Genomic DNA, 25,805 nt, shown 5'->3' on the forward strand with positions numbered 1-25,805 from the left:
TGGTGTCCGAGAAACGCGTAACTAATTCAGAAGGACCTTGGAAAAGGAATCGCTAGCCGGCTGCGGGCGCCTCGGCTGCTGCCTCTTCTCCTTCTCCCTTCTGCTTGATTTGACTGGCCAAAGCGCCGCCGACGCTGGTCAGTTGGCTGACGAGGTTGGCCCCCGGAGCCAGGATCTGCCCCAGCAAAATGCTGAGCTGTTCCTGCCGGCTGGGCCACTTGCTCACCTGGCGCACCTGGTCGGCCGTCAAGGCCGAGCCATCCATCACGCCCCCCTTGGGCGCGATGGGCGCGAACTGCTTGTCATCGATCAGCTTGATGACGTCTTTGGCCAACGAGACGATGTCCTCACCGCCCCAAATCGCGGCCAGCGAACCTTCCATGCTCTCGAACGCGGCGGCCAGGGGCGTCCCCTCGCTCGCCCGACGAGCCAGGCTGTTCTTGATCATCACCATCTGGATATTCTTGTCGCGCAGCTGCTTGCGCAGCGCGCTATTGTTGTTGGCGCTGATGCCGGTCAGCGACACCAACAACAAGTTCTCGACCCCGTCCCAGCGACGTTTCAGGTCGTCCATTAACAGGTTCTTGACGAATTTGCTCATGATTCTCTTCTAAAGTCGCTGCTGACTTTTAAAGTCGCTGTTCGCTTGTGCCCGTTAGGCGGCGATGCGGATGCCCGGGGTCATCGTGCCGCTGAGGAAAACGCTCTTGATGTAATGGCCTTTGACGCCGGCGGGCTTCATCCCCGTCACCAGGTTGATGAAAGCCTGGATGTTTTCCGTCAATTGCTTGGCGTCGAAGCTGATCTTGCCGACCACCGCGTGCACGATGCCGGTGGCATCATTGCGGAACTCGACCTTGCCAGCCTTGTACTCCTTGACCGTCTTGCCGATTTCCTGCGTCACGGTGCCGGCACGCGGCGAGGGCATCAACCCGCGCGGCCCGAGCACGCGCCCCAGCGGGCCCACCAGCCCCATCATGTCCGGAGCAGCGATGCACACGTCGAACTCGGTCCAGCCGTCCTTGATCTTCTTGGCCAGTTCATCCGTGCCGACTTCGGCGGCGCCGGCTGCTTTGGCCTGCTCGGCCAGGTCTCCCTTGGCGAACACGACCACCCGTAGCGACTTGCCGATTCCGTGTGGCAACACGATCGAACCGCGCACCAGTTGATCGGCCTGCTTGGCGTCGATGCCCAGCCGCATGGCGATTTCGACCGACTGGTCGAACTTCGTCGTGTTGAACTGCTTCAAAATATCGACGGCTTCGCCGACGGTGACGGCCCTATCGCCGGGGGCTTTGGCCATCGCGGCGGCCATGCGTTTCGTGGGTTTAGGCATCGTTTTTCTACGCCAAAATAATGGCTGTTCTTGCTTCTTCGGCCGTGACCAACCGGTGCGGTGACGTCTTTAAAGCGGGAGGGTCTTGATGCGGTACTGACGCGAACGTGTTCCGTTTATCCTTCGACCGTGATGCCCATGCTCCGCGCAGTTCCTTCCACCATGCGCTTGGCATGCTCGACGTCGCGGGCATTCAGGTCGTTCATCTTCAGCTTGACGATCTCTTCGATCTGGGCCGAGGTTACCTTGCCAACCTTTTCCTTGTTCGGCACGCCCGACCCCTTGGCAATCGCCGCGGCTTGCTTGAGCAGGGCCGCTGCCGGAGGGCTCTTGGTGTAGAACTCGAAGCTTCGATCGTTGTAGACCGTGACGACGACGGGGATCGGCATGCCGCCGGCCTCGCGCGTCTTTTCGTTGAACTGCATGACGAACTGCCCCAGGTTCACGCCGAAGCGCCCCAGCGACGTGCCGACCGGCGGCGCCGGGGTTGCCTGCCCGCCAGGAACCTGAAACTTCACCTGTGCCACCATCTGCTTCGCCATGACCCGTCTTACTCACAAAAATGTTGTCGATGATTCCAGCAAGGCCCGACGACGCTGTCGGCCGAATCACGGCCGCTACAGCGTTTCGATCTGCCAGTATTCCAACTCGACCGGCGTCGACCGGCCAAAGATATTGATCATCACGGTCACGCGGCCGTTCTGCTCGTCGATGTGATCGACGTCCCCTTCGAAATTCTCGAAGGTCCCTTCGTTGATCTTCACGCGATCGCCCGGCTTGCAACTGATCTTCAGCTTGGGCTGCTCGTCGGTCTTCTCCTCGGCCTTGGAGACGATTCGCGAAACTTCGTGCGGCAGCATAGGGCTGGGCTTGCCGCCCGAGCCGGTGAAGTCGCCGATGCCCGGCGTCTCGCGCACCAGGAACCACGACTCCTCGTTGATCTCCATGTTCACGACGATATAGCCGGGGTAAAGCTTGCGCTTGACCACCCGTTTTTTGCCGGCCTTGAACTCCGAGACGGTTTCGGTGGGAACGATGATTTCGCCGAAAAAGTCTTGTAGTCCCGCGATCTTGATCCGCCGCTCCAGCGCGTCGCGAATCGAGTCCTCGCGATTGCTCTGCACCTTCAGGATGTACCAATGGCGCTCGCCGGTCGGCTCAGGGAGCGCCTCTTCCAAGGGCGCCGCCGTACCGTCACCGCCGTCGTCTTCCTGGATGGGCCGGGCCGGCGCCGCGGCTTCTTTCGCTGCGGTCTCTTCAGGCACACTCTCAGCGGGTACGCTGTCGCTGACCTGTCCCCCCGAGGCGGGCGCAGGAACAGGCCCGCCAGCGGGCACCTCCAGCGGAGCATCCCCTCCGGCAGCCATCGGTTCATCCAGCGGTTGGTTCATTTCGTCCATCGCGTTTCCGCGCTACACCAAGAGCGGTCGACCCTCGATCGGCACATACGCCGATCGACCCAGCCTTTTTTCAACCCGGCAATACACCCAGCAACTGCAGCAAACCGCGCCACAACAGGTCGTAGCCGAAGAGGATGACGGCCAGGCCGAAGATCGTGAAAATCACGACCAACGTGGCACGAAACATCTCCGTTCGGGACGGCCAGGAAACCTTGTTCATCTCCGCTTCGACAGCGATCAAAAAATCAGCAATTCGCGGGACGTTAACGGCGCGGAACGCCAGCCAAACGCCCCCGAAAACAAGCGCCAGGGGCAGCAAGTACCGGGCGTAGCCGTTGATCGCGTCATAGGTCGCCTTACCTGCCGCGGCACCCCCTTCAGCGGCCTCACCACCCAGCAGCAGGTTCGTGAATGGCAGGACCTTGTCGCTCATGTAATCCAGGAGCGACCAGCCCGCCAGACACACCACCAGCGCCAAAATGATGAACGTCGCTTGTCGCGCGATCCGGCCCTGGCTCCGCTTATAGAAGCCGAGGCTGAACAGATCACGCCACAGCGTGGCGGTCGCGGTATTTCCCTCTTTCATCATGGAACGGCTATCCTAGCGCGATAGTTCCCCACGGGAGAGCTTCGTGCTCCAGTGATGATTTTCCCAATCAGCGAGGCGAACTGCCGCCTCGCCATCACGGCCAACCCGCCTGATTCCGATCCGATCCGAACCAGACGCCTCACTCATTCGCTTGGCAACGGAGGCCGTCCGCGCCTCACCCAGGGAGCACGCGGACCGCATCCATCGCGACTGTCATCCCACGATTGTCATGGCAGGGGCGGCGGGAATCGAACTCGCAACCTCTGGTTTTGGAGACCAGCGCTCTGCCAGTTGAGCTACGCCCCTAGTTTCCGTTATCCCCCAGACACGCGTGATTCCCGTACGCCTTGCGACGACGCAGGAACCGAGCGGTCTCTCGACTTCGTTATTCCAGAATCCGCTACTCCAGGATCTTCGTCACCACGCCCGAACCGACCGTCTTGCCACCTTCGCGGATAGCAAAACGGACGCCGTCATCCATCGCGATCGGGCTGATCAGCTCGATGCTCAGACGAGCGTTGTCGCCAGGCATGCACATTTCGGCGTCGCCCATCAAGTTCGAGCTGCCGGTGACGTCCGTCGTGCGGAAGTAGAACTGCGGACGGTAGCCGCTGAAGAACGGCGTGTGCCGGCCGCCCTCTTCTTTCGAGAGGACGTACACTTCGGCCTCGAACTTGGTATGCGGCGTGATCGAACCGGGCTTGGCCAATACCTGGCCGCGCTCGATGTCGTCGCGCTTGATACCACGCAATAGGCAGCCGACGTTGTCGCCGGCCTGGCCTTGATCGAGGGTCTTATTGAACATTTCCACGCCGGTGACGGTGGTCTTGCGACCCTCCTTCGTCAGACCGACGACTTCGATTTCATCACCGACGTGTACGATGCCGCGCTCGATACGCCCGGTGGCCACGGTACCGCGGCCTTCGATCGAGAACACGTCTTCGACGGCCATCAGGAACGGCTTGTCGATTTCGCGAACCGGTTCGGGAATATAGCTATCCACGGCCGCGAGCAACTCGGCAATGCAGGCGTTGGCCTTCTCGTCCTTCGGATTCTCGTAAGCCGGACGAGCGGCACCGCGGATGATCGGGATCTCATCGCCCGGGAAACCGTAGTGGGTCAGCAGCTCGCGGAGCTCCATTTCGACCAGTTCGAGCAACTCGGGATCGTCGACCAGGTCACACTTGTTCAGGAAGCAAACGAGTGCCGGAACACCGACCTGGCGAGCCAGCAGAATATGCTCGCGGGTTTGCGGCATCGGACCGTCGGCCGCCGACACGACCAGGATCGCTCCGTCCATCTGGGCGGCACCCGTGATCATGTTCTTGATGAAGTCGGCGTGGCCCGGGCAGTCGATGTGGGCATAGTGACGCTTTTCGGTCTCGTATTCCACGTGGCTGACGGCAATGGTCACGGTCTTGGTTTCGTCGCGGACCGTACCACCCTTGGCGATGTCGGCATACGACTTGAAGTTTGCCAACCCCTTGGCCGACTGGACCGCCAGCAGAGCACCGGTCAATGTGGTCTTGCCGTGGTCAATGTGGCCGATGGTGCCGACGTTGACGTGGGGCTTCTTGCGCTCGAAATTCGCTTTAGCCATTGCTGTCCAATCTCCCTTGTTGGGGCTCCCTTATTGAGGGCAAGCTCCGATTCGAAGTTTTGACTACCGTTTGAGTTTGCCTGACTACAAAAATCCGTTGATTCCAAAAGCTGCTGATGGGACTCGGACCCATGACCTCGTCCTTACCAAGGACGCGCTCTACCAGCTGAGCTACAGCAGCCTGCGCCAGCTGCTCGCCTACGCATCCGGCAGACGATTGATTCACTCCAGGCTCTGATGCGCTTCGTGCTCCACTCGGCCTGACCGTTCACCACGACCACTCACCACGTAAGCATTCACCGTTGGCAAAGCGGGTGAAGGGAATCGAACCCTCGTCTTCAGCTTGGAAGGCTATTGCTCTACCATTGAGCTACACCCGCGTGCTCATTCCTCCGCGTGTGGCCAATCCCCTCCCCGTCTTCGCACGCGACGCGAGCAGCGTGCCGTCGATCAAAACGTTCTTGCCAATTTCACTTCCGGCCGCTCGCGCCGGCCGCACAATCTCGCTCTTCGATCCGATGCCGTACGCGCGGTCGTTGGGCAATGGGGGGTACAGGATTCGAACCTGTGAAGGCAATGCCATCAGATTTACAGTCTGACCCCTTTGACCGCTCGGGAAACCCCCCGCCGGTGGTCACAATCCCGCAACGCTCTCACAAGAGGGGCCGATTCGTCCGGTCACCGCCGCAAAACTTCTCGACGAAGCTAGCGGAGGGACTTGAACCCACAACCTGCTGATTACAAATCAGCTGCTCTGCCGATTGAGCTACGCTAGCCAGTGAGACCCGCTACGAAAACCACTAAATATAGTGAACTTCTCTGCGTCTGCAATATCTCGTCTGCAATATCTCCGCCTGCGAAATTGAGCCACGGCGCATGCGGCGTCGACCACGAACGCACGGGGAGCAGCTTACGCAGAAAACAAGGAAGCCGATAAGACCACCACACTCCGCGCGCCACGAAGGCATCCAACGCAACTGCGGAGACTTCCGACGCAACTGGGGAGGCGGGCTTTGGCTACCTTCCTTTCACGCTCGATCCGCTGACTTGCGGAGCCACGAAACACGCCGCGGGCACTTGAGGCACCCACGGCGTGCGGATTGACGACCAATTGTAGCAATTTCCCACCCGGAGTCTAATCCAGGGCGAGAAACACTCCGTTCCGTCGGACTGATTACAGCCCGGGGATCTCGATGCGTTCTTCCTCAGCGGCCCGGCGGAGCTTATCCAAGGCCCGCGCTTCGATCTGGCGAATGCGTTCCTTGGTCACCCCCATTTCGGCCCCAACCTCTTTTAGCGTAAGAGGTTCGTGACCGCGGGAAAGCCCAAAGCGGCTGATGATGATTTTCTGCTCGCGCTCGTCGAGTCGTTCCAGGATCTTGCCGATCTGCCGCTCGCGCAGGCTTTGGGCACTTTCCTGGGCGTACTGATCCGAACGCCCATCCTCGGTCGCCGAGAACATTTCGCTGGTGCTCGTGCGGTACCGGTCACGGTGCTTCAGCTCGTCGGGAATCGTGCGGGCAAAGTTCTTCATGATCGCCCAACTGGCGTACGTGCTGAACTTGTTACCCCGCGCGAAATCAAACTTCTCTACCGCGCGGATCAACGACATATTGCCGTCACTGACCAGCTCGAAGAAGTTGTCCGACGGTCCCACGTGCCGCTTGGCGATCGACACCACCAATCGCAGGTTTGCACGAACGATCTGGTTCTTGGTCGTCACGGCGTCTTCGTAGTAGCGCTCGATCTGATCCATCACGACGCTCCGCGCCCGCTGCGGATCGAGAGTCGACCGCAACTTGCTGGCCCGGTATTTCAAGAAGTTCAACTTGCGGAACAAGTACACTTCCTGCTCGCGGGTCAAAAGCGGTACCTCGTACAGGCTGGCCAGATACGTGGGCAGACCGCTGGGCAGCCGCGGCTTCTTCGGCGGCGGCGTACTTTCGGGCGGAGCACCCAGCACGACCTTTTCCGCGTTCGCCCGCGGAAACAGCGGATTGTCGATATAGTCCAGCGGCAACTCCATGATCCGCAAAGCCCGCATCTCGTGGATGACACGGTAAATGCTGGTCTTCGTACGGCAGTGGGTCTTGGCCAAAGCCTCGACCGAAATGCCGCGGCGGTACTGCTGGTAAATCTTTTTCTTGGTAGCCTCGTCCAACGGCCCGGTCGATTCCGGGAACACCGCCGACTCGGGGTGGTCCTGATCGAACTGCTTGAGCGTGTAACGGATCGTCTCGACGCTGCGCCCCATCCCCTCGGCCAGGCGACGCGTGACCTCGGCAGGGCATCCGCCGGCCTGAGCCAGGCGGCGCGCCTTGGCGATGATCGCCTCGCGCTCTTCCGCGCTTAGCTGGCTGAAGTTGCCGCCGCGCCGCACCCGCTCTTCGTTGCTAGCGACAAAGCGATCGACCGAGCTTTTCAAAAAGCCGACTCGCTTGCGTCCCTGGAACAGGAAACGGCGGCTGACCAGCCCCTGACGGCGCCAGCGCGAGATCGTCTTCGTCGAAACCTTGAAGCGTTTGCTAAGCTCGCTGACCGTCAGCACCGGCTCGTTCGAAGTCTCGGCCGGGACATCGGCAGCGTCCGACACGTCCTCGATAAAGAGCTGCAGATCGTGCTTGGCGTGACGCCCTGACAAACGGACATCAGGCGACGACTCCGGCCGAAAATCGGTCAGCCGGTAAAAGAGGTACTCGTAGGTGTAGGTCCGCTTGGGATCGAGCTCGTCGAGCAGTTTCTCGGCACGGTCGACCTGCGCCAGTTTGCGGTCGCGTGGGGCAAAACGAACTTGTTGATCGCGAAGTTCACGAATGGCAGGGCTGAGATAATCGCTATGCATGGGACCCTTCTTCCTTGTTGCCGTGCCGGCTTTCCCTGCGGTTCCTCCGCCCGACAAAGCAGCTCCTTCTTCTTCACACGGTCGTTCGGCGGGAGCCAGTCGTAGGCTCGCACCGATCAACCGCCAACACTCCTTCGCGATTGGGTCCTCCGAAAGCGTTCATCGCCGGCCGCATGGGCCGCTACCGACTCAGGCCAAATGACCCCTTGTCGGCCGTTTGAACCCAATCATTTAATAGTCCTACGTAACAAAGTGTCCAGTGGACCAGGAAAAGTTCGCGATTCCGCGCGGAATCTTTCGTCTCTCCCCCAAAGATATGGAATTTTTCGACTGACCTCGCCTGAGCATAAGTCGTGCCGGTGAGCGGCATTCCGAAGACGATCGATCGTAGCGCTAACCAATCGGACCGAATGGCCCGCGAAATCCGGGCTGAAAGCGTTCGTGGGCACTACGCAAGCGGCTAACCGCTCGCAAGGGGTAGGTCCAAAGAAAGAGAAGATTTCGCCAAATTTACGCGCACTGCCTGGCTTCGATGCTAGCACCCGACCACGCGCGTTCACGAGATTTCACCTGAACTAAGGCCGTCTCGCGCGTCGATCTAGCGATTCGTACGGCTGCGCTTCGGGGCCGACACCAATCCGGGAACAGACGAGTGATAAGCCACCGAGTTCACAGAGGGCTCAGAGAAGGGAACGCACTCGCCTTTGCCCGCTCTGTGCTCTCGGAGATCTCTGTGGCTACGACTTCCTGAATCATCATGCAAAAGGATTTGCAAATGTTGGGATACATCCGCCCGACGCGGCTGCTGCCGCTACTTGCTGCGTTGCTCGTCGCACCTGGCGGTCTGTCAGGGGTCCGCGCCGAGGAAATCTCTTTAACCAGCGGTCGGACGCCGGGCGAGACGTCGCACGTCGAGGTGTTGCTCGAGGTTGGTGGCGAGCTGCTCGTCAAGGACGAGAAGGAGCAGAAAGCCCATCCGCTGAAAACAAGCGTCGTCGGCACGATGGTCTACGACGAACGATTGGCCAACGCGGCCACGCCGGCCGCCACACGTGGCGTGCGAAATTACCGCCGTTGCGACGCGGTGATCAAAATCGACAAAGGAAGCACCAAAGCCCGATTGCGCGACGATCGCCGGCTGATGGTTGTCGCCGCCGATGAGCGCACGGCGACGCTTTTCTGCCCCCTGGCGCCGATTTCGCAGGATGAGCTGGATCTGATCCGCGTCCCGGCCTGTAGCCTGATCGTGGAACGACTGCTGCCAGATCGACCGGTTTCGCCCGGCGACCAGTGGCAGCACAGCGAGGACCTGTTAGTCGCACTTTTGAATCTCGACGCAATCAGCCACAGCGAGGTTACCACCACCTTCAAGCAAGTGACCGACTCGGCCGCCCAACTGGAACTGGCCGGCACGGTGAAGGGAGCTATCGAAGGCGCCTCGACGGAGATCGAGCTCAAGGGCCGCTACAAGTTCGATTTGCAGAGCAAACGCGTCACGTGGTTGGCTCTGCTGGTCAAGGAAAAACGTTCGATCGGCAGCATCGCCCCGGGCGTCGACGTCACGGCGCGCCTGCAAATGAAAATCGCCCCGGGCGCGACGAGCGAGGCACTGAGCGACACGGCCTTGGCCACGATCCCGCTCGAGCCATCGGCCGAGCAGGCGTTGCTCGAATACACCTCGGCGGGCGGCAACTTCCAGTTTCTGCACGACCGTGGCTGGCATGTCGTCAGCGAAAAGCCCGACGCCGTCACGCTGCGTCTCATGGAACGGGGCGAGCTGATCGCCCAGTGCAACGCCTCGGGCTTGCCTGTCGTCGAAGCGGGCAAGCGCTTCACCTTGGCCCGTTTTCAAGAGGATGTGCAAAAGTCGCTGGGAGATCACTTCAAGCAATTCGTCTCGGCCGGCGAATCGAAGAACTCGCTCGGCCAGGCTACGTGCCGCGTGATCGCCAATGGCGAGGTGGAATCGCTGCCGATCCAGTGGAATTACTACCTGGTGGCCGACGACCAGGGGCATCAGGCCGTGCTGGCCTTTACGCTGGAGTCGGAATTGGTCGACCGCTTCGGCGAAAGTGACAAGGCCATCTTGTCGACCCTACGGCTCGTGTCGCCGCCGGTCGATACCGCCGCACAGCCGACACCGGCTCCGCCGCGACGATGACCAGCTTACGGCATCGTTCTTACAAGCGCTATAATCAGCGCAGGAGAGCGATCGCATGCTGCGTCGAACTGAGCGCGTTGGGCCGACCGAGTCCTGGATCCTGATTCCCCAGATCGAGCATGCGCATCTGGCCGGCGCCCTGGCCGAGTCGTGGGGCGATTCTTCGCTCGCGGAGTTGCAACCGCGCGAGGAAGTACAGCAGGCGGTCCGCCACCATGACGACGGCTGGGCCGATTGGGATGCCTCGCCGGGCGTTGATCCGGCGGTCGGAAGACCGCTGAGCTTTGTGGAAATGCCGCTGGACGTGTCGATCGACATTTGGCGCCGTTCGATCTTTCTGGCGTGCTCGCGCGGCTACCTGGCCGCCCACATGGTCAGCAACCATTTCACGGAACTCCTGCAACGGGCTTCGCCACGCTGGAGCCACGACCCCGAGCGGTTCCAGACCAGCCGCCAATTCCTGGACGAGCAGTCGGAACATCGCGAAATCTGGCTCGCCAAATGGCAAACGCCAAATCCGGCTGTTCGCACGCGCAAAATGGCGGCCCTGGCCTTGGAATACTTGCAGTTTTTCGACGCGCTCAGTCTTTGGTTCTGCGGCGCCGTCCGCCGCGGACCGCAGTCGTTTGCCACGCCCGAGGGATATGAGGTTACGTTCAATCCCACGGGCCCCCTGCACTTCACGGCCCAGCCCTGGCCCCTCACGGTGGGCCGTATGAGCTGGACCGTAAATGCCCGACGCGTCCCGGTGGGCGTTTACCGCACTCAGGAAGAGCTGGCCTCGACCTTCAGCGAGGCCGTCGAACTCACATTCCAGCTCACGGCCGAGGCGTAGGGGAACGGTGGTCGCGCCACCGGTGTGCACCGGCGGTCGGATCGAGTCGATACGATCGCTACGACCGGCAAGCGCGTCACGCGCCAGGCGAGAACACCCGCGCGACCCTTCGAAGGACCGTTGCGCGACCGAAAACTTCCGCTGACCGCAAACGACTCGCTGAACCTCTCAATCCGACAAAATTGCGCATTTTAGGTATGCGGTATATTTTACTGTTCCCCTGCGACGATTCACTTCCGGCATGGGGGCGACGTGTTACCGCTAAAAGGCCGCAGAAACGGGGAGAGGGACGTGAGCAAGTCGAAACGGGACAACGAGATCACGATTGACCGCCGTGAACGAGGAACGGACCGCCGCAAGAAGGCCGGCCCCGTCGTGGTCGAGCGACGCAAGCTGGAACGCCGCGTCAAGGTAGCCCGCCGGCGGCAGATCGATCCCACTACGTGCGAACGCGACTACACGGACGAGGAAGTCGAGTTCATGAACGCCATGAACGCCTACAAGCGCACCAGCGGCCGCATGTTCCCCACGTGCAGCGAGGTGTTGGAAGTTCTGCGCAACCTCGGCTACGTCAAGCAAGAAGCCGCGGTGGCGTGCCACGCTGATTGATTCGGCGAGAGCGGCAACAACTTGAAACTCTCCGCCTGGGCGGCCTCGACTTGCTGCTAGCAATTCGAGGCCGCCCGCGTTTTGCGCCTGCCATATCTTGGCACGGATGCCAGGTGACCTTGTGCGCCGCCCGGGGTCCCGCTATCCTCCGCCCCGCTTCTCTTGACACAGCGCACATGCGGCCGACTCCCGATTCCGGGACAGTTGCCGCGGTTGCCCTCGGGCGCCACCCAACAGCACAACAGCTTGGGGCGTCACGCCGGGCCCAGCGAGGAGGCGCGATCGGCCGTGAACACACGCTTGCATCTCCGTCGCCAGTTCCACATTGCGCGGTCCTTGCCGACGCTGGCCGCTCTCACCGCGCTGTGCGCCTGTGCCGGTTGTGGCATGGTCGCCAATAACCAGAACGCCCAGGGTGTCCGCCTGTATCAACAGGGGTACTATCCGCAGGCAATCGCGAAATTCCAGCAGGCCACGACCACCGATCCGAAGGACCCCGACTCGTATTACAACCTGGCCGCGACGTATCACCGGTTGGGCAAGGTCAACAATCGCAAGGAAGATCTGCTGCAGGCCGAGAGCCTGTATAACCAGTGCCTGGATCACGATCCGAACCATCGCGATTGCTACCGTGGTCTGGCCGTTTTGCTGGCCGAACAACAGCGCACCGACGAAGCGCAGCGCCTCCTGCAGGGTTGGGCAACCCGCTACCCGACACAAGCCGCGCCCAAGGTGGAACTGGCGCGCCTGGCCGAAGAACTGGGGGACAAGCAAACCGCCAAGAACAACCTGGTCGAGGCACTGGCCATCGATCCGTACGACTCGCGGGCCTTGGCCGCGCTGGGGCGCATTCACGAAGAGGCGGGCAATACGGCCCAAGCGCTGAGCGACTACGAGCGCTCGCTGTGGCACGACCGCTTCCAGCCCGAAGTTGCCGCCCGCGCCGCGGCGTTACGCACGGCGCTGGGTCCTGCCGCTCCGCCGCCTCAGGCCGGCACGAACCGCTTCGCCGCCGGACCGAGCGCACCCTCGGTGATGCGCTAGGCGAGCGACACATCGCATTCCAATTGCGGCCGATCACGGCCCTCGCGCTTGCCGCTCCTTGACCCTCTCCCGGGTAATCCCCTATCCTGCCCTGGTACCTGCCGGCATTGGCACCGGCCGGCCGCGTTATTGGCGGCCACCGATCTCGTGGCGCGGGACCAGGTTCCGCCGCGCGGCGGGACGACGTGCAACGTGGAAGCGCGCTCCAGGCGCCCCACTCTCCTTCCCTATCCGGACGGCAAAGCCCTATGTATCGCGTTGTTGTTCTTGATCCCTTGGCCCAAGAGGGGCTCGATCTGCTGTCGGCGGCCCCGGGCCTCGAGTATGAAGTGCGCACCAAGCTGTCGGGCGATGCCTTGCGCGAGACGCTGGCCGCCTTCGACGGTGCCATCGTCCGAAGCGGCGTGAAGATCACGGCCGAGTCTCTGGCCGGCAACAAACGCCTGAAGGCCATCGTCCGTGCCGGTGTCGGCACCGACAACATCGACAAGGCTGCCGCGACGCGGCTGGGCATCGTCGTCATGAACACGCCGGCCGGCAATACCCTCAGCACGGCCGAGCACACGGTCGCCATGATGCTGGCCCTGTCGCGGAACATTGCCCCCGCGTATCAGAGCCTCATCGAGGGACGCTGGGAGCGCAACCTGTACATGGGAACGCAACTGGCCGGCAAAGCCCTGGGCATTGTTGGGCTGGGGCGCATCGGCCAGGCCGTGGCCGCCCGCGCGAAGGCGCTCGAAATGCGGCTCTTCGGCTACGACCCCTTCTTGTCGAAAGATCGTGCGCAGGAGCTGGGTATCGAGATCTGCTCGACCGTGCCCGACATGTTGCCCCACGTCGACTACCTGACCGTCCACACGCCGCTGACGGAAGAGACGCGCGGCCTGATCAGCGCGAAAGACCTGCCGAAGTTGAAGCGGGGCGTGCGTTTGATCAACTGCGCGCGGGGCGGCATCTATGACGAGGCGGCGCTTGTCGAAGGGCTACAGTCGGGACAGATTGCCGGCGTCGCCCTGGACGTGTTCGCCGAAGAGCCGTGTACGAAAAGTCCGCTCTTCGGCATGAAGGGGGTACTGGCCACGCCCCACCTGGGCGCAAGCACGGAAGAAGCACAAACCAACGTCGCCGCCGAAGGCGCGACCCTGCTCATCGATTTCCTGACCACCGGCGCCGTAAAGCACGCGGTCAACATGATCTCGCTCGATCCCAAGAAGTTCGCCGCGCTCAAGGGCGAATTGGGGGTCGCATACCGCCTGGGCCGTTTGCTGGCGCAACTCGATCGGGCGCCCGCCAAGGCCTGCCGGTTGCTGTATCGCGGGGAAGTCGCCAACAAAGAGACCAAATTGCTCACCGCCACATTCGCTGCCGGACTCCTGCAACAAGCCATGGAATCTGAAGTTAACATGGTCAATGCCGAGGTCCTGCTGCGCGAGCGCGGCATTGAACTGGTCGAGCAATCGCGCGCCGACATGGGGGCGTTCAGCTCCATGATCCTCGCCGAACTGGTCACCGAAGCCCGCACTTACAAGGCGGCCGGCGCCCTATTAGGGCACGATATGGCGCGCCTGGTGCAATTGGGCGATTACCGGCTGGAAGCCTATCTCGACGGCTGCTTGATGATCTTCACCCATCGCGACGTCCCGGGAATCATCGGGCATGTGGGCACGATTTTCGGCAAGCACAAAGTCAACATCGCCCAAATGTCGGTCGGGCGGGGAGGACACGCGCCGGGCGGCGAGGCGATCGGCGTCTTGAATCTGGATAACATGCCGCCCGTCGAGGCAGTCAATGACGTGCTCGCCTGGCCCGACGTCCTCAGCGCTACCGTCATTCGCCTGCCGGAAGCCGGTGAGATGCCGGCCTGGCTGAGTGGCTGAGTCTGGCAAGGCCAAACGCCGGCCCGGCCACCCCCTTCATTGGCATTCTTGGCAGCACGCCGTTAAGATCGCTCAGGTTCGCCGGGCACGAAATCCGTGACCCCGAGACAAGTTTCGTTAAAGGCCTGGTCCGATTGCCAGGCCACGCGAGGTTAAGCGATTCCCTCGATCACCGCTGAAATCATCATCATCCTGACGCTGATTCTGGCGAACGGATTCTTCGCGGCCGCCGAGATCGCCATCGTTGCGGCCCGCCGCGGCCGCCTGCAAAAGCAGGCCGAGGAAGGGGATCGCGCAGCCCGCGCGGCTCTCGAGCTTTCGAACAATCCGAATCGATTCCTCTCGACCGTGCAGGTCGGTATCACGCTCATCGGTACGTTTGCGGCCGCATTCGGCGGAGCGCGGCTGGCGAGTTTTCTCGGCGAGCGGCTGGCCGAGTCGCCGGTGGCGTGGATTGCCCGAAACGCCCCGGCCGTGGCCCTGACGGTCGTCGTTCTGGCGATCAGCTTTGCCTCGCTCATCCTGGGCGAACTCGTACCTAAGCGGCTCGCCCTGCGCCGCGCCGAAGGTCTGGCGCGGGTGGTCGCTCGCCCCATGTTGTTTTTGTCGCAGGTGGCGCGCCCGGCCGTCTGGTTTTTGGGAATCACGACCGATGCCGCGCTCTTTTTGCTCGGCATGCCCAAGCAGGAAGACTCGGCCGTCAGCGTCGAGGATATCCAGCATCTACTGAAGATGGGGCGTGAGCACGGCGTGCTCGACCCGGCCGAGCAAAAGGTGGCGATGGAGGCTCTGCGGCTCGGCGATCGCTCGGTGCGCGACATCATGCGGCCGCGCACCGATCTCGACGCGCTGGACGTCGAAACGCCGGCCAATGAGATCATCGGCGCGGTGGCGATGGCGGGCTTTTCGCGCTTGCCGGTGTACGAGCGCGATCTGGATCACATCATCGGCTACGTCCATATCAAGGACCTGCTGCGCGAACTGTACCTGCACACCGAAATCAACCTGCGGAAGATGCTCCATCCCCCGCTGTTCGTGCCCGAGACTCTGCCCCTGGACCGGTTGCTCGACTTGTTTCAGAAAAAGCGGACCCAATTGGCGATCGTGCTGGACGAATTCGGCGGCACACAGGGGATGGTGACGCTCGAGGACGTCTTCGAAGAGCTTGTCGGCGAGATTCACGACGAGCATCGCCGCGACAAGGAACAGGAAATCGTAAAGCGCGACGAGCATAGCTGGCTCGTCGACGGCAGCGTCAGCATCGACGACCTGGCCGAAGCCATCGGGCTGAAGCAGGTCGAATCGCCGGCCACCCGACGTTTCAGTACCGTGGCGGGCCTGGTGCTGCGTCAGTTAGGGCGCATTCCCGAGATTGGCGCCCGCACCGCCTTTGACGGCGTCGAGTTGGAGGTCGTCGACATGGACGGCCAGCGGATCGATCGGGTGCTCGTGACGGTGCCGCCTGCCGCCAACGGCACCGCCGGCGCGATCTGAACCGGGGCGTTCGCCCAAGCGCCGGCATTTCCCGCACAACCGGCACGGATCGCCAAAGCACGTGAATTTTAAGCTACCGCGGCGCCACTTTCTTTTACCTACGCAGCGCAGCTTGACGATATATCGCTCGGGTGCCAGCAGCGACCGCTTCTGCGACGTATGTTTTGCCGGCGCCTGATATCGAACACGGCTTTCAATCTGAGGAACGAGAAATGGCGGACGGGCCCTTGGCGGATCGTGTGAGCTCGGTACTGGAACGAAGTCCTTACTTGCCACGTCGCAATCTGCGTTACGAAGCCGCCGAAGGCCGCGTGGTGTTGCGAGGCACGGTCCACTCCTACTACCAGAAGCAGATGGCCCAAGAGATGCTCAAGGCCGTGGACGGAGTCCGCGAGATCGAGAACCAGCTGGAAGTTTGCTGGTCGTAAGCCAGCGCGGCACCGCGCTTCGTTCTACGGCAAGAAGCGCCGCCGCACGAACTCGCGATCGATCGTGCCCTCGGCCACTGCCGTCTCGTGCTGCTCGTAATCGTCGCTGAAGAGCGCGTCGATCATGCACTGCGTTTCGTTCGTGGCGTGTTGCAATCGCGAGATCCAAAGCGGCCGCAATAGCCCGGTCGAATCGAAGATCTCGGGCTGAAAGCACAGGACGATCCCGGCCGCGATTTCGCCATTCAAATCGGCATTAGGGCTGGGCCGATCGAAGGCCGTGGCAAAGCTCGCCCGCAGCGAGGCAAACATCAGCGACCAGGCCTGCGGGCCTTCGTCACGGAAATCATCGGCAAAATCGCGGGCGCGCTCGGCATTGGACCCGAACTCGCATACGTCGTGCGTCATGCTGATGAAGCCGACCAGCAGATCCGACCAACATTCCGCGCGGCGCCGCAATCGATCAAGACGCTGAGCTGTTGCCGCATCGATCAGCGGGCTATTGACGAGCATCGACATCGCCCGATTCTGCGCTTCGTGCTGCCCCAGCAGGACCGTACGAGCGACGGATCCGGCATCCTCCCCGGTCTGTCGATCATGGGCCGTGATGACGCCGCCCCAGACCCGCGCCAGCACATCGCCCGTGACGATTTCTTCCAGCATCCCGATGCTAGCCCGCAATTCTTCGATCGTGTGCCCCTCGACGGGGATTTCGGTCAAACGTTTGAGCATTCGCCCCCAGCGGTCAAGGCGGCACTTCGAGCCCGACCAATAGCGCTCCAGGCAAGGCGCCGGAAGAGGCGCCGCGTCGTTCATCACCAGGTGGCCATGCTGAGCGGCCAGTGAGGCTAGTTCCACAAGATCGCGTGCTTGCATGCGACAGGCCGATGGATGGCAGGGCGGCGGGCGAAAATGGAGGGGCCCGGATCGTTACCGAGGAAGCGCCGGCGTCCGAACGGGCGAGAGAGCCTGAGGGGACCAAGGCTCTCTCGCCACGCTCGAAGCGGGATCTTCTCGTCAAAACGTCCTTAGGCAAAGCTGGTGCCGCGCGGGAGGCCGAACCATCGTCACGGCGAGAACCGTCGTACAAGTCTCATTCGAGCAGAGACTTACAGCCAACACGGTATTGGCGGCCTCGCCCCAGTCAGGCCGCTCTTGTTGCAGTTTAGCCACATCAAGCGTGGCTAAATGCCCACAGCCAGTACGATGCGCAGACCGAGCGATCGGAGTCGCAACCGAAAGGGCCTCGATAAAGTCAGGCCTGCAGGCCGCTCGACGAGTTCGGCGGCGCGAGTCAAAAAAAGGTCAGCGTTCGACCTTCAGCGGCACAAGGACCTTGACCTGTGGCACCAGTGGGGGAACCGAGCTATTGCAGATCGAGGAATCGTCCTCGCCACGCCCCGCCCCTTTGAAGCCGAAAGCATCGACGTAGATGTGATCCCCGTTTTCGACCAGTCGCGGGATCACGATGAAGACCACGCGGCCACTTTGGCACAGCACGTTCTGACCTCTCGGTCCGTGATTGGAGCTGCGGTCCGAAGCCTCGTCGGCTGCGTCGGCCATGATGGCAAAATACTCGCGACAGTGGCCCCGCGTTGGCACATACCGATCGTTCTCGATGTGGCCGGGGTGATAGCCAAAGCTTCCGCCCATGACACGATGCCAGTATTGCAAAGCCGCGGGGTTCGCTGCTTGCAATTCCTGCGGAGTGGGGACACGAAAATCACGCTGCTTGGCCAAAGGAGATTCGGGGCAGACAAGCATCGACGGGCTCGTGAGCAGCCCCGCCTGCAACAACATCGGCGCGTAACTCCCCGCGGCGGCCATATTGCCGGTAGCGGGAATAAAGGGCAGATGGCCGTGAATGTTGCTGTATTGCGTCATCGCGACGCCCAGCAACCGCAGCTTGTTCTGGCAGGTCGCCAGGCGGGCGCCATGACGACTGTTTTGAATCGCTGGGAAAACCAGCATCGAGGCGACAAAGAAAATGCCCGCCGCGATCATGTAATCCGGCGCCTTCCAGGCACCGGTGCTAGCCGCGGCTTGCCCGGCGGAATTCCAGCCGGCGTGGGCCTTGACGAACTGAAACGTACGGGCTCCCAACCCGGGCGGCGGAGCCAGTTCGTCTTCCTCGTCCTCTTCCGAGGCGGCGTCGTCGAGAGCACGCAGAGAGGCTCGGAGCTTTTCCAGCTCGATTCGCAACTCGGGATCAATGGCCAGGGATGCCTCGACCGAGGCTTGTTCCGACGGTTCCAGCGCTCCCAGCAAGTAACCCAGCAGTTGCTCGCGCATCGCCGTCAGCGATCTCCGCTTGGTTGGGCGCTCTTCCACGCCTCATTCAGCTTCGTGATCGCGGTGTGCAAGCGGCTTTTCACCGTGCCCACCGGCACTTTCAAGACCTCGGCGGCCTCCCGGTACTTCAGTCCCTGGTAATAGACCAAAGTAATCGCGCCCTTCAAGGCGTCGGGCAAAGCTCCGACCGAATCTCGAATCCAGCGCCGACGCTCCTCCGCGTCGGCCTCCTTGGCTGGCCCGGCCTCGCGGCTGACCAGCAATTCGGAAAGCGAGCCCAGGTCTTCTTCCGATTCGCCCTTTTGGCGGCGGTCCAGGCTCACCATCCGGTGTCTTTTGTTTCTACGTTGCGCATCAATGGCTTGGTTCGTGGCAATCGTGTAGAGCCAGGGGCGAAATTTCCGCCCCGCCTCGAATTGCCCGCATTTCAAGTGGACCTGCAAAAATGTACCTTGAAATGCATCCTCGGCCATGGCGGCGTCACCCAGGTAACGACGCAAATAGCTGTAAAGCTCCCGCTCGTAGCGGTGAACAAGGATCCCAAATACCCGAGGATCCCCGTCCGAGCAATAGCGGTCCAACAGGTCCTCGTCGCTCCATTGCGACAGGACCGAAGGAGCCGTCGTCGCTCGCTTGCTGATCTGCTTTTCGGAAGTGATTGTTTTACTCATGACTCTGCCGTGATATGCGGAACGCCCTAACCTGAGCGTCCCAAAGGGTTATTCTACCAAAACTGTTGGTTGCGCGAGATTTACGGATTCTTGTCGTTTTTTTCGCTCGAATGCCAAATCGGCATGACCGTGACCTTGCCGCTCCTGACGCCCGTATAACCGCAAACGATGTGCCCCAAGCCGCGCGAATCCGCTCGCCAAGATCCTGCTGCCAAGCGAATTTACCGCAAATCATTCCAAATAAAGGCGTTATGGTTTATCGCTTTGAGCACAGCGGGCGTGTCGCTAGCGACTCTACCGACGAAACCGCTTTTCAAGAGTTACAACGCTCAAGCCCGGCGACTGTATGATTCTGCAACACCCAGCGGAGTGCGATTTCGAGTGCCTGCCATTCTGGCGACCGGAAGAGAATCAGTGATCTTAATGCCCTCTATCAAAGAAGTTATGGCGAATCAAAAGACCAGTGACCGCGCTGAAAATGCGAAGCGCGCGCAGCGAATCTTGTCTGGGTGGTGAATCCAAGAGTCAATCTGACGACAGAGCTTGGACACTTTTTTTGCGCCCTATACGGTCGGTAAGGAAATTGGTCAGTCACGCAAGCTACGGTTCATGAAATGCCGTATCTTCCGTTCATGCGGTCCGCGAATCCCCTGGCAAGGAGCCTGCTTACGCCCATGTACACTTCCGTGCGCAAACTGCCTGTTCTTATGCTCCTCGTGATTGCCGTCATTGGGCCGGCGATGGCCTGCGCACAAACAGGGTCGGATACGGATATGTCCAAAAGCTACTCACAGGCACGCGACTTCCTCAAAGAGCACACAGCGATCGTGGAACTCGAAGGAAAGGACCAGCAACGTGTACTGCTCTGCCCGGAATACCAGGGCCGGGTCATGACCTCCAGCTTGGCTGGCAGCGAAGGAGCGAGCCTGGGCTGGATCAATTACGACTTCATCAAGTCCGGCAAGCAGGATGCCGCGTTTAACAACTACGGGGGCGAAGACCGTTTCTGGCTGGGCCCCGAAGGTGGCCAGTACGCTCTGTGGTTTAAGCTCGAGGAAAAGCAACTCGTTAAGAACTGGTTCACACCTCCCGAGCTGAACACGGGCGCGTTCCGTGTGGTTGCTCACGACAAGTCAAGCTGCCGCATGACCCGACGCGTGCGCGTGACGAATGCCTCTGAACTCACGTTTGATCTCGAGGTACAGCGTGATGCCCGGCTGCTGGATGCTAGACAATTCGAGGAGCTCTTCGGCAAGCCAGCCGCCGACGCGCTAGGTGCCCACGGAGCGAATCCAGCACTTCCCCTCGTCGGCTTCGAAACGGTCAATACCGCCACCAACGTGGGCCCGATTGCCTGGGATATGACGCAAGGCATGGTGTCGATCTGGACCCTGGGACAATTCGCCGCCGGCGAACGAACCGTGATCATCGTGCCCTACAAACAGGGCAATGAGCAGGAGCTGGGACCTGCCGTAGAGTCCGGTTACTTCGGGCCGGTACCGTCCGAGCGATTGAAGGTGATTCCGACGGCGATACTGTTCCGCGCCGATGGAAAATTCCGTGCCAAGCTGGGCGTCTCGCAGAAGCGCGCCCTGCCGATAGCCGGCTCACTCGACCTCGACTCCGGCATACTCACGCTGGTTCACTTCACGATGCCGGCGAAACCGGCCGAACACTTCTACGTCAACAACACCTGGGCGATCCGCCAGAAAAACGCTTACGCCGGCGACGTCTTCAACACCTACAACGACGGGCCGGCGGAGCCGGGCGCCAAGGCGCTCGGCGGCTTCTATGAATTGGAAACGCTGTCCCCCACGCGTCCGCTTGCGCCCAAGGAGACGATCGCGCACACCCATCGCACCTTCCACATCAAGGCCGACGGCGACCGCCTGGAACGCCTCGTCAAAGCGACGCTGAACGTCGAGTTGGCCGACTTGAAGAAGTTCCTTGCCGCGCCGTGATCTGATTTAGGGCCCACACAACGCCGCGGGCGGCCAGTCGGCGCGCTGGTCGCACCGGCGAACGCGCCGCCGACAACAGGATCGAACAATGCTCTCTCGCGTGCTCGAGCCCGAGGTGATGGATACGCCGCAGGAAGCGCTCGACTACGACTCGATGGATCATACCGCCGTCAACGCGGCGTTCGTCAGTGACATGCTGGCCGTGTTTCCCGAGGCTGTCGACGCCGAAGAAGAACATCTGGCCGTACTGGATATCGGCACCGGTACGGCGCAAATTCCCGTCGAGCTCTGCCGCCACGTTCCGTCGTTCCGCGTTACGGCCATCGATCTGGCCGTGGCAATGCTCAATCTCGGCCGGAACAATGTCGAAGTGGCCGGCTTGAGAGAACATATCCGGCTCGATCGCGTCGATGCCAGGCAATTGCCCTACGCCGACGGCGAATTCGCGGTGGTGATGTCCAATAGCATCGTCCACCACATTCCCGACCCACGCGAGGTCCTGGTCGAGGCCGTCCGCGTGCTTCGCGACGGAGGATTGATTTTCGTTCGCGATCTGCTGCGGCCTGTCGACGACGCCGAAGTCGAGCATCTGGTCGCCACCTATGCCGCCGGAGCGAACGACCATCAGCGACAACTCTTCAATCAGTCGTTGCGGGCAGCGCTCGACCTCGACGAAGCACGGGTCTTGGCCGCGAGCGTTGGCTTGCCGCCCGAGGCTGTCTCACACACCAGTGATCGCCACTGGACACTCGCGGCTCGCAAGGCGTAGCGAGAGGCGTGTAGTTTACGGCGCGTCGTCGGCGACCACGGTTGCCGAAACGGCAATCCCCGCCTCGTCGATTTGCAACTCGATGAGCAGCCTGTCGGCCAAAGCGGTAATTTCCGCGAGGTCGCTCGCGCGGCCGGAATGCTCCGCCGGCTTATCCGCGTCCGAACCGGCCGTGAACAAACGGCGCACCGCGGCCAGGTCGAGGTACGCCAGGTGACTGGGTCTCGCGAGGCGCGGGTTCTCCAGAGCCTGGTAACGGGCGTTTTCGGCCAAAGATTGGGCGCGATCCAAGCGGGCCGTCTCACGAACTGCGTCGCGTGATGTGCCGGCCCAAAAATAGTCGTTGACCAGGGAAAAGGTAGCCGTGCTCCCCTGCCCCATCAGGGCCAGCCCGCCGACCGAGGTAAGCGGCACGCCGTCTTCCTCGGCGGATTCGATGGTCATCGTGGCGCCTTGCCGGTTGTACATCATGATGGCCGCCGTCAGCCCGCCGCGCAGAATCGGCTCGAGCCGCTGGCCCAAGGCCAGCCGATCGTCGGCCAATAAGGAATGCGTATCGAAGCCCACGATCCAGTCGACCTTAGCGGAAGAGGGCGCTTGCGCATTCACGTCTTCCTTGCACGGCACCAGGGCCGCGACTGCGTCACGCCCGCGCTCGGCCACAAGCGCCGACAGCGCTCGCAGCGCCACATGCTTGTGCATGGCCACATTCTGTTCGTCCGCAGACGGTTTCGCATCCGCTCCCTCGCGGAACAAAGTCGCCAGCAGTCGCGGCAGATCGATTCGCCCGGCAAAGGCCGCCACAGCCCCGGCGGGCAGGCGCTCGGCCAGAGTGGGCTGGTTGTCTCGTTCCTGGTCGATTCGCGCAACGGACGGTGCTTCGCGCCGATGCAGGAATCCTTCCACCACGATTTGCTCGCCGATCTGACAACTCAGGGCCAAGTAATCGCTGTCTTCGAAGCAGCTCGACAACCAACTACCGGCGGTTGCTGCCAGATCACCCGACAATCCACGCTGCGCCGCGATCGTGGATTTCCATGCCGGCGGATCGACAAAGGCTCTGACCGCTGCTTGTGGGTTCAGGCGCTCGGTGGCCGCCTGGAAACTCTCGCGCTCGGCGAGGCTGGCGACCTCCTTGTTGCCGGCATGCAGTTCAAGCACCTGGGCGACGAGCTTGTCGCTCGTGGCGACGATCCCCAGTTGATCGATCGTGGTCAGGTACAGCGATGGCTGTTCTCGGCTTGTCTCGATTCGGTAAATCGCGCAAGAACGGTCAGCACCCTTCCAACGCGTGGTTACGACGCGGCGTCCGGCGGCTCGCTCTGCCGCAAGCAGCCGGGCAACGACCTGATCGAGGACCTGGCTTTTTTGACATTCGACGAGCGCCAGCGCCGGACCTGTTGCATCCGGATCTGCGGCGGTTCCAGGCCACACCGCTACGGCCAACCGATGGCCCAGCAGGTCGTGCAAAAGATCGTGCGGCGACAGGCCCGTCTGATCGCGCAATTCGTTGGCCAGTGCGTCGACCGCCGCTTGATTGTCCGTCAAGAACTGCCGGAGCGGCGGAAAGTCTTGTAGCCGCGTACCGAGCGGGCTGTGGCGAAATGTGTCCCAATGCCTGGCCAGGTCAGTGACTTCGACGCAAAGCCCCGCGTCAGCCGGAACAAATCGCGCCAAAGTGACGCCGGTTTCGGCCGCCGGGCAGGCATGAGCCACAAACGCGGCAGTTGCTCCGAAGGCAATTAGCAAACCGAACCCACGCAGCCCCACGAGCGTTGAGCAAGGCATCCTCATTGCGAGATTCCCCGCTCGTCGAGCGCCCGCGCACTGCCAGGCAGGACCCGCAGCAGCGCGGCCACGGATCGGGTCGCGCTCACGGCGACGGGGGCCAGGCTGCCGGTCAAATCTTCATCCAGGATCGTATCGTCCAGCGCCGTCGCATCCGGCGCGGCTTCGCCCACCGCGCCGGCGCCAGGCAAGGAACTCCACACGCCCGCCAGACTTTCGTTCGTGGCATTGATCAACGGTTGATACGTCTGGCGGGCCTGATCTACGAGCGGCAAATGCGCTTCGCCCGCGGTCGCTGCGTCACGATGCTCGATGGCCGCCAGTTGTGCGCCGACCTCGGCCTGATCGGACGGCGCGCGCAGCAACCAGGCAACCGTGGGAATCGCCGCCACGAGCAACGCCGCGGCCATGGCCATGGCCATCGTGCGCCGGCGCAGGGGCGCTCGCCGTGGGGCGGCCCGCCAATCGGCCACCACGCGCAAACCGAGGCCAGGCGGAACCTCGGGGCACGGCAGGGCCGTCACGCCAGCCAGCAACATGGCGTATTCGCGTAAGAGCTTCGCGCAAGCCGGGCACCGCGACGCGTGTTCGCACAGGATCGCGTCAGCCGCCGGCTGCGCACGCTCGTCGATCAAATCGTTCAGCCGAGTTTCAAACTCTTCGCACCGCACGATGATTCTCCGACAAAACCTCGCGAGAGCGCAGCTGCTCGACCAACTCCCGGCGTGCTCGATGCACCCACGTCTTGATCGTGCCCAGCGGGCAGCCCATCGCCTCGGCAATTTCTCCGTAGCTCAGTTCGTGTTCGTGGAACAACACAAAGGCCTGCCGGTACTCCGGCCGAATTCCGCCTAACGCCCGTTCCACTTCCTCCGCCAGGTGCCGCGCCGCCTCCGGCGGCGGAGCGCTGTCCTCGACCCGCTCGACCTCGCTTGCCAGGCGCGGCCGGCGCGCGCGGGCGGCCAAAAGCGTGCGGCAGCGATTGCCGGCAATGGCCAAAAGCCAGGGAGCGAAATCACGTTCGCTGTCCCAGCCTTTCAGGCTGCGGAGCGCCCTGACGAACGATTCCTGCGTCACGTCCTCGGCGTCCTCGCGCTGACCGAGCATGCGGTAGCACAGGGCGAAAACAGGACGCTCGAACCGCGCGACCAGGGCTCCGGCCGCCTGGGCATCTCCGGCAAGGCAGCGGCGGACCAGATCCGTGACTTCGGCAGCCAGCGGATCGCGGTCAGCGGGCATAGCAACTGGCCTTCGCTTGGGGATACCCGGCTCGGTCCGGGCTGGTTTCACCGGATGGGCCAAGAGCCCGCCCGCCGTCGGCTGCGCGGGGCGGAAAGAACGGAATCTCAGCGGCCGCTCGCCCTTAATGTAACCGCTGGGCCGAAAATCCTGCGTCTATTCGTAGATTTCGCGAAAGATCTCTCGCAAATCGCGCGGCGAAACGTCCTCCAGACGCTGCCCACGCCGCTCCAGCTTTTCGTTGAGCTTGATGGCCGTTTCCTGCATCTGCGCGTGTGTGTCCTGCGAACCGCCGAACAGCACGAAATTCTCCCCCCGCGTCAGCCGGGTGTGGCCATCGTCGTTGTCCAGGCCCAGCCCCAGCAGGGCGGCCTTCCGCTCTTTTTTGCGGGCAGCTTTCAAGAGAAGCCTCGTGTTTCTGGCGTCTGTCGGCGTCGGGTACCAAAAAACTATAGGCAGGCTGAACGCGGCGGGTCAAGCTGGGCCGCCCCCCCTGCTATTCTCGGCCAATCGCTAGCCGCGAATCGACTCGCGCACCGCCTGCCGCGCCAGCTTGAACGCATTGGTCAGGACCCGGGCCCGGGCCTCCATTTGTTCGCCCGTAAAGCTGCGGGTGTCGCTCAGCGGCAGACCGGCAATCGCCACCGTCAGCGGTAGCAGATCGAGGAATTCGCGGTAGCGTCGCTTCAGGGCTTCTTCGTCGGTCGACACGGACGGACTCCTTCAAATCGTACCTTGTTTCGGAAAGGCGGCTTGCCGTGACGGGTGCTGGCCGTAGCCGGATTCCGTAATTCGACCTGCGGTGATGTCGCCGTCACTCGCCAGGAACCGCTAGCCGGTCAGGAAGGCAAATACTGCCAGGCCGCACGC

Annotated in this window: 24 protein-coding genes and 5 tRNA genes; 9 read left to right on the top strand and 20 right to left on the bottom strand. The window is 62.1% G+C overall.

From position 1 onward, the window contains the following. Positions 1–52: 52 nt before the first annotated feature. From rplJ to VHD36_23960, 12 genes are all read right to left on the bottom strand, one after another. On the bottom strand, positions 53–601 hold the full coding sequence (rplJ, locus tag VHD36_23905; protein ID HVU90395.1) for a 50S ribosomal protein L10: 549 nt from the start codon (positions 599–601) through the stop codon (positions 53–55). Between the two features lie 54 nt (positions 602–655). Next, positions 656–1,336 (bottom strand): 50S ribosomal protein L1, encoded by a 681-nt coding sequence (gene rplA / locus VHD36_23910; protein HVU90396.1) that lies wholly within the window; start codon positions 1,334–1,336, stop codon positions 656–658. 116 nt (positions 1,337–1,452) lie between these two features. Next, positions 1,453–1,878 carry a 50S ribosomal protein L11 gene (gene rplK, locus VHD36_23915; GenBank protein ID HVU90397.1) on the bottom strand — a complete coding sequence of 142 codons (426 nt, stop codon included), beginning with the start codon at positions 1,876–1,878 and terminating at the stop codon, positions 1,453–1,455. Positions 1,879–1,953: 75 nt separating this feature from the next. Then, a complete protein-coding gene (gene nusG / locus VHD36_23920; protein ID HVU90398.1) occupies positions 1,954–2,727 on the bottom strand; it encodes a transcription termination/antitermination protein NusG in 774 nt (257 codons plus the stop codon). Positions 2,728–2,806: 79 nt separating this feature from the next. Continuing rightward, the gene (secE, locus tag VHD36_23925) at positions 2,807–3,325 is read right to left on the bottom strand and encodes a preprotein translocase subunit SecE (protein HVU90399.1); all 519 of its coding nucleotides are present in this window, start codon (positions 3,323–3,325) and stop codon (positions 2,807–2,809) included. 230 nt (positions 3,326–3,555) lie between these two features. After that, positions 3,556–3,631, bottom strand: a tRNA-Trp gene (locus VHD36_23930). Between the two features lie 94 nt (positions 3,632–3,725). After that, complete coding sequence (tuf, locus tag VHD36_23935; GenBank protein HVU90400.1) at positions 3,726–4,925, bottom strand: elongation factor Tu; 1,200 nt, start codon at positions 4,923–4,925, stop codon at positions 3,726–3,728. A 108-nt stretch (positions 4,926–5,033) separates the two neighbouring features. After that, positions 5,034–5,106, bottom strand: a tRNA-Thr gene (locus VHD36_23940). A 128-nt stretch (positions 5,107–5,234) separates the two neighbouring features. Further along, a tRNA-Gly gene (locus VHD36_23945) sits at positions 5,235–5,305 on the bottom strand. A 164-nt stretch (positions 5,306–5,469) separates the two neighbouring features. Beyond that, positions 5,470–5,551 (bottom strand) — tRNA-Tyr (locus VHD36_23950). Positions 5,552–5,628: 77 nt separating this feature from the next. Continuing rightward, positions 5,629–5,701, bottom strand: a tRNA-Thr gene (locus tag VHD36_23955). A gap of 398 nt (positions 5,702–6,099) precedes the next feature. Then, on the bottom strand, positions 6,100–7,767 hold the full coding sequence (locus VHD36_23960; protein ID HVU90401.1) for a sigma-70 family RNA polymerase sigma factor: 1,668 nt from the start codon (positions 7,765–7,767) through the stop codon (positions 6,100–6,102). A gap of 775 nt (positions 7,768–8,542) precedes the next feature. Between VHD36_23960 and VHD36_23965 the strand changes: the two genes are divergently transcribed. From VHD36_23965 to VHD36_23995, 7 genes are all read left to right on the top strand, one after another. Continuing rightward, positions 8,543–9,928, top strand: a complete 1,386-nt coding sequence (locus tag VHD36_23965; GenBank protein ID HVU90402.1) for a hypothetical protein — start codon at positions 8,543–8,545, stop codon at positions 9,926–9,928. Between the two features lie 55 nt (positions 9,929–9,983). After that, positions 9,984–10,763, top strand: a complete 780-nt coding sequence (locus tag VHD36_23970) for a DUF3891 family protein (GenBank protein ID HVU90403.1) — start codon at positions 9,984–9,986, stop codon at positions 10,761–10,763. Positions 10,764–11,054: 291 nt separating this feature from the next. Beyond that, entirely contained in the window at positions 11,055–11,372 is a 318-nt protein-coding gene (locus VHD36_23975) for a hypothetical protein (protein ID HVU90404.1), read from the top strand. Between the two features lie 288 nt (positions 11,373–11,660). Further along, complete coding sequence (locus VHD36_23980) at positions 11,661–12,416, top strand: tetratricopeptide repeat protein (GenBank protein ID HVU90405.1); 756 nt, start codon at positions 11,661–11,663, stop codon at positions 12,414–12,416. 248 nt (positions 12,417–12,664) lie between these two features. Continuing rightward, on the top strand, positions 12,665–14,293 hold the full coding sequence (serA, locus tag VHD36_23985) for a phosphoglycerate dehydrogenase (protein HVU90406.1): 1,629 nt from the start codon (positions 12,665–12,667) through the stop codon (positions 14,291–14,293). 192 nt (positions 14,294–14,485) lie between these two features. Beyond that, positions 14,486–15,787: a hemolysin family protein gene (locus VHD36_23990; GenBank protein HVU90407.1), complete on the top strand. Its 1,302-nt coding sequence runs from the start codon at positions 14,486–14,488 to the stop codon at positions 15,785–15,787. Positions 15,788–15,999: 212 nt separating this feature from the next. Continuing rightward, positions 16,000–16,215 carry a BON domain-containing protein gene (locus VHD36_23995; GenBank protein ID HVU90408.1) on the top strand — a complete coding sequence of 72 codons (216 nt, stop codon included), beginning with the start codon at positions 16,000–16,002 and terminating at the stop codon, positions 16,213–16,215. A 24-nt stretch (positions 16,216–16,239) separates the two neighbouring features. Here VHD36_23995 and VHD36_24000 read toward each other — a convergent pair whose 3' ends face one another. The 3 genes from VHD36_24000 to VHD36_24010 all read right to left on the bottom strand — a co-directional run bounded on the left by VHD36_24000 (position 16,240) and on the right by VHD36_24010 (position 19,178). Then, entirely contained in the window at positions 16,240–17,091 is an 852-nt protein-coding gene (locus VHD36_24000; protein ID HVU90409.1) for a hypothetical protein, read from the bottom strand. Between the two features lie 429 nt (positions 17,092–17,520). Then, positions 17,521–18,546 (bottom strand): hypothetical protein, encoded by a 1,026-nt coding sequence (locus VHD36_24005; protein ID HVU90410.1) that lies wholly within the window; start codon positions 18,544–18,546, stop codon positions 17,521–17,523. After that, complete coding sequence (locus VHD36_24010; protein ID HVU90411.1) at positions 18,513–19,178, bottom strand: sigma-70 family RNA polymerase sigma factor; 666 nt, start codon at positions 19,176–19,178, stop codon at positions 18,513–18,515. The genes VHD36_24005 and VHD36_24010 overlap by 34 nt, the downstream gene beginning before the upstream one ends. 773 nt (positions 19,179–19,951) lie before the next feature. Here VHD36_24010 and VHD36_24015 point away from each other — a divergent pair. Both VHD36_24015 and VHD36_24020 read left to right on the top strand, forming a co-directional pair. Then, the gene (locus VHD36_24015) at positions 19,952–21,139 is read left to right on the top strand and encodes a DUF6786 family protein (protein ID HVU90412.1); all 1,188 of its coding nucleotides are present in this window, start codon (positions 19,952–19,954) and stop codon (positions 21,137–21,139) included. A gap of 88 nt (positions 21,140–21,227) precedes the next feature. Next, complete coding sequence (locus VHD36_24020) at positions 21,228–21,908, top strand: class I SAM-dependent methyltransferase (GenBank protein HVU90413.1); 681 nt, start codon at positions 21,228–21,230, stop codon at positions 21,906–21,908. Between the two features lie 15 nt (positions 21,909–21,923). Here VHD36_24020 and VHD36_24025 read toward each other — a convergent pair whose 3' ends face one another. The 5 genes from VHD36_24025 to VHD36_24045 all read right to left on the bottom strand — a co-directional run bounded on the left by VHD36_24025 (position 21,924) and on the right by VHD36_24045 (position 25,646). Further along, on the bottom strand, positions 21,924–23,702 hold the full coding sequence (locus tag VHD36_24025) for a hypothetical protein (GenBank protein ID HVU90414.1): 1,779 nt from the start codon (positions 23,700–23,702) through the stop codon (positions 21,924–21,926). After that, complete coding sequence (locus tag VHD36_24030) at positions 23,699–24,367, bottom strand: hypothetical protein (GenBank protein HVU90415.1); 669 nt, start codon at positions 24,365–24,367, stop codon at positions 23,699–23,701. The genes VHD36_24025 and VHD36_24030 overlap by 4 nt, the downstream gene beginning before the upstream one ends. Further along, complete coding sequence (locus tag VHD36_24035) at positions 24,348–24,935, bottom strand: RNA polymerase sigma factor (protein ID HVU90416.1); 588 nt, start codon at positions 24,933–24,935, stop codon at positions 24,348–24,350. Before VHD36_24035 ends, VHD36_24030 begins: the two co-directional genes overlap by 20 nt. Before the next feature lie 156 nt (positions 24,936–25,091). Next, positions 25,092–25,337: a hypothetical protein gene (locus VHD36_24040; protein HVU90417.1), complete on the bottom strand. Its 246-nt coding sequence runs from the start codon at positions 25,335–25,337 to the stop codon at positions 25,092–25,094. Positions 25,338–25,448: 111 nt separating this feature from the next. Further along, entirely contained in the window at positions 25,449–25,646 is a 198-nt protein-coding gene (locus VHD36_24045) for a hypothetical protein (protein HVU90418.1), read from the bottom strand. Positions 25,647–25,805: the final 159 nt, after the last annotated feature.

It is taken from the genome of Pirellulales bacterium, assembly GCA_035546535.1.
In the GTDB taxonomy this organism is placed as follows: Bacteria; Planctomycetota; Planctomycetia; order Pirellulales; family JACPPG01; genus JACPPG01.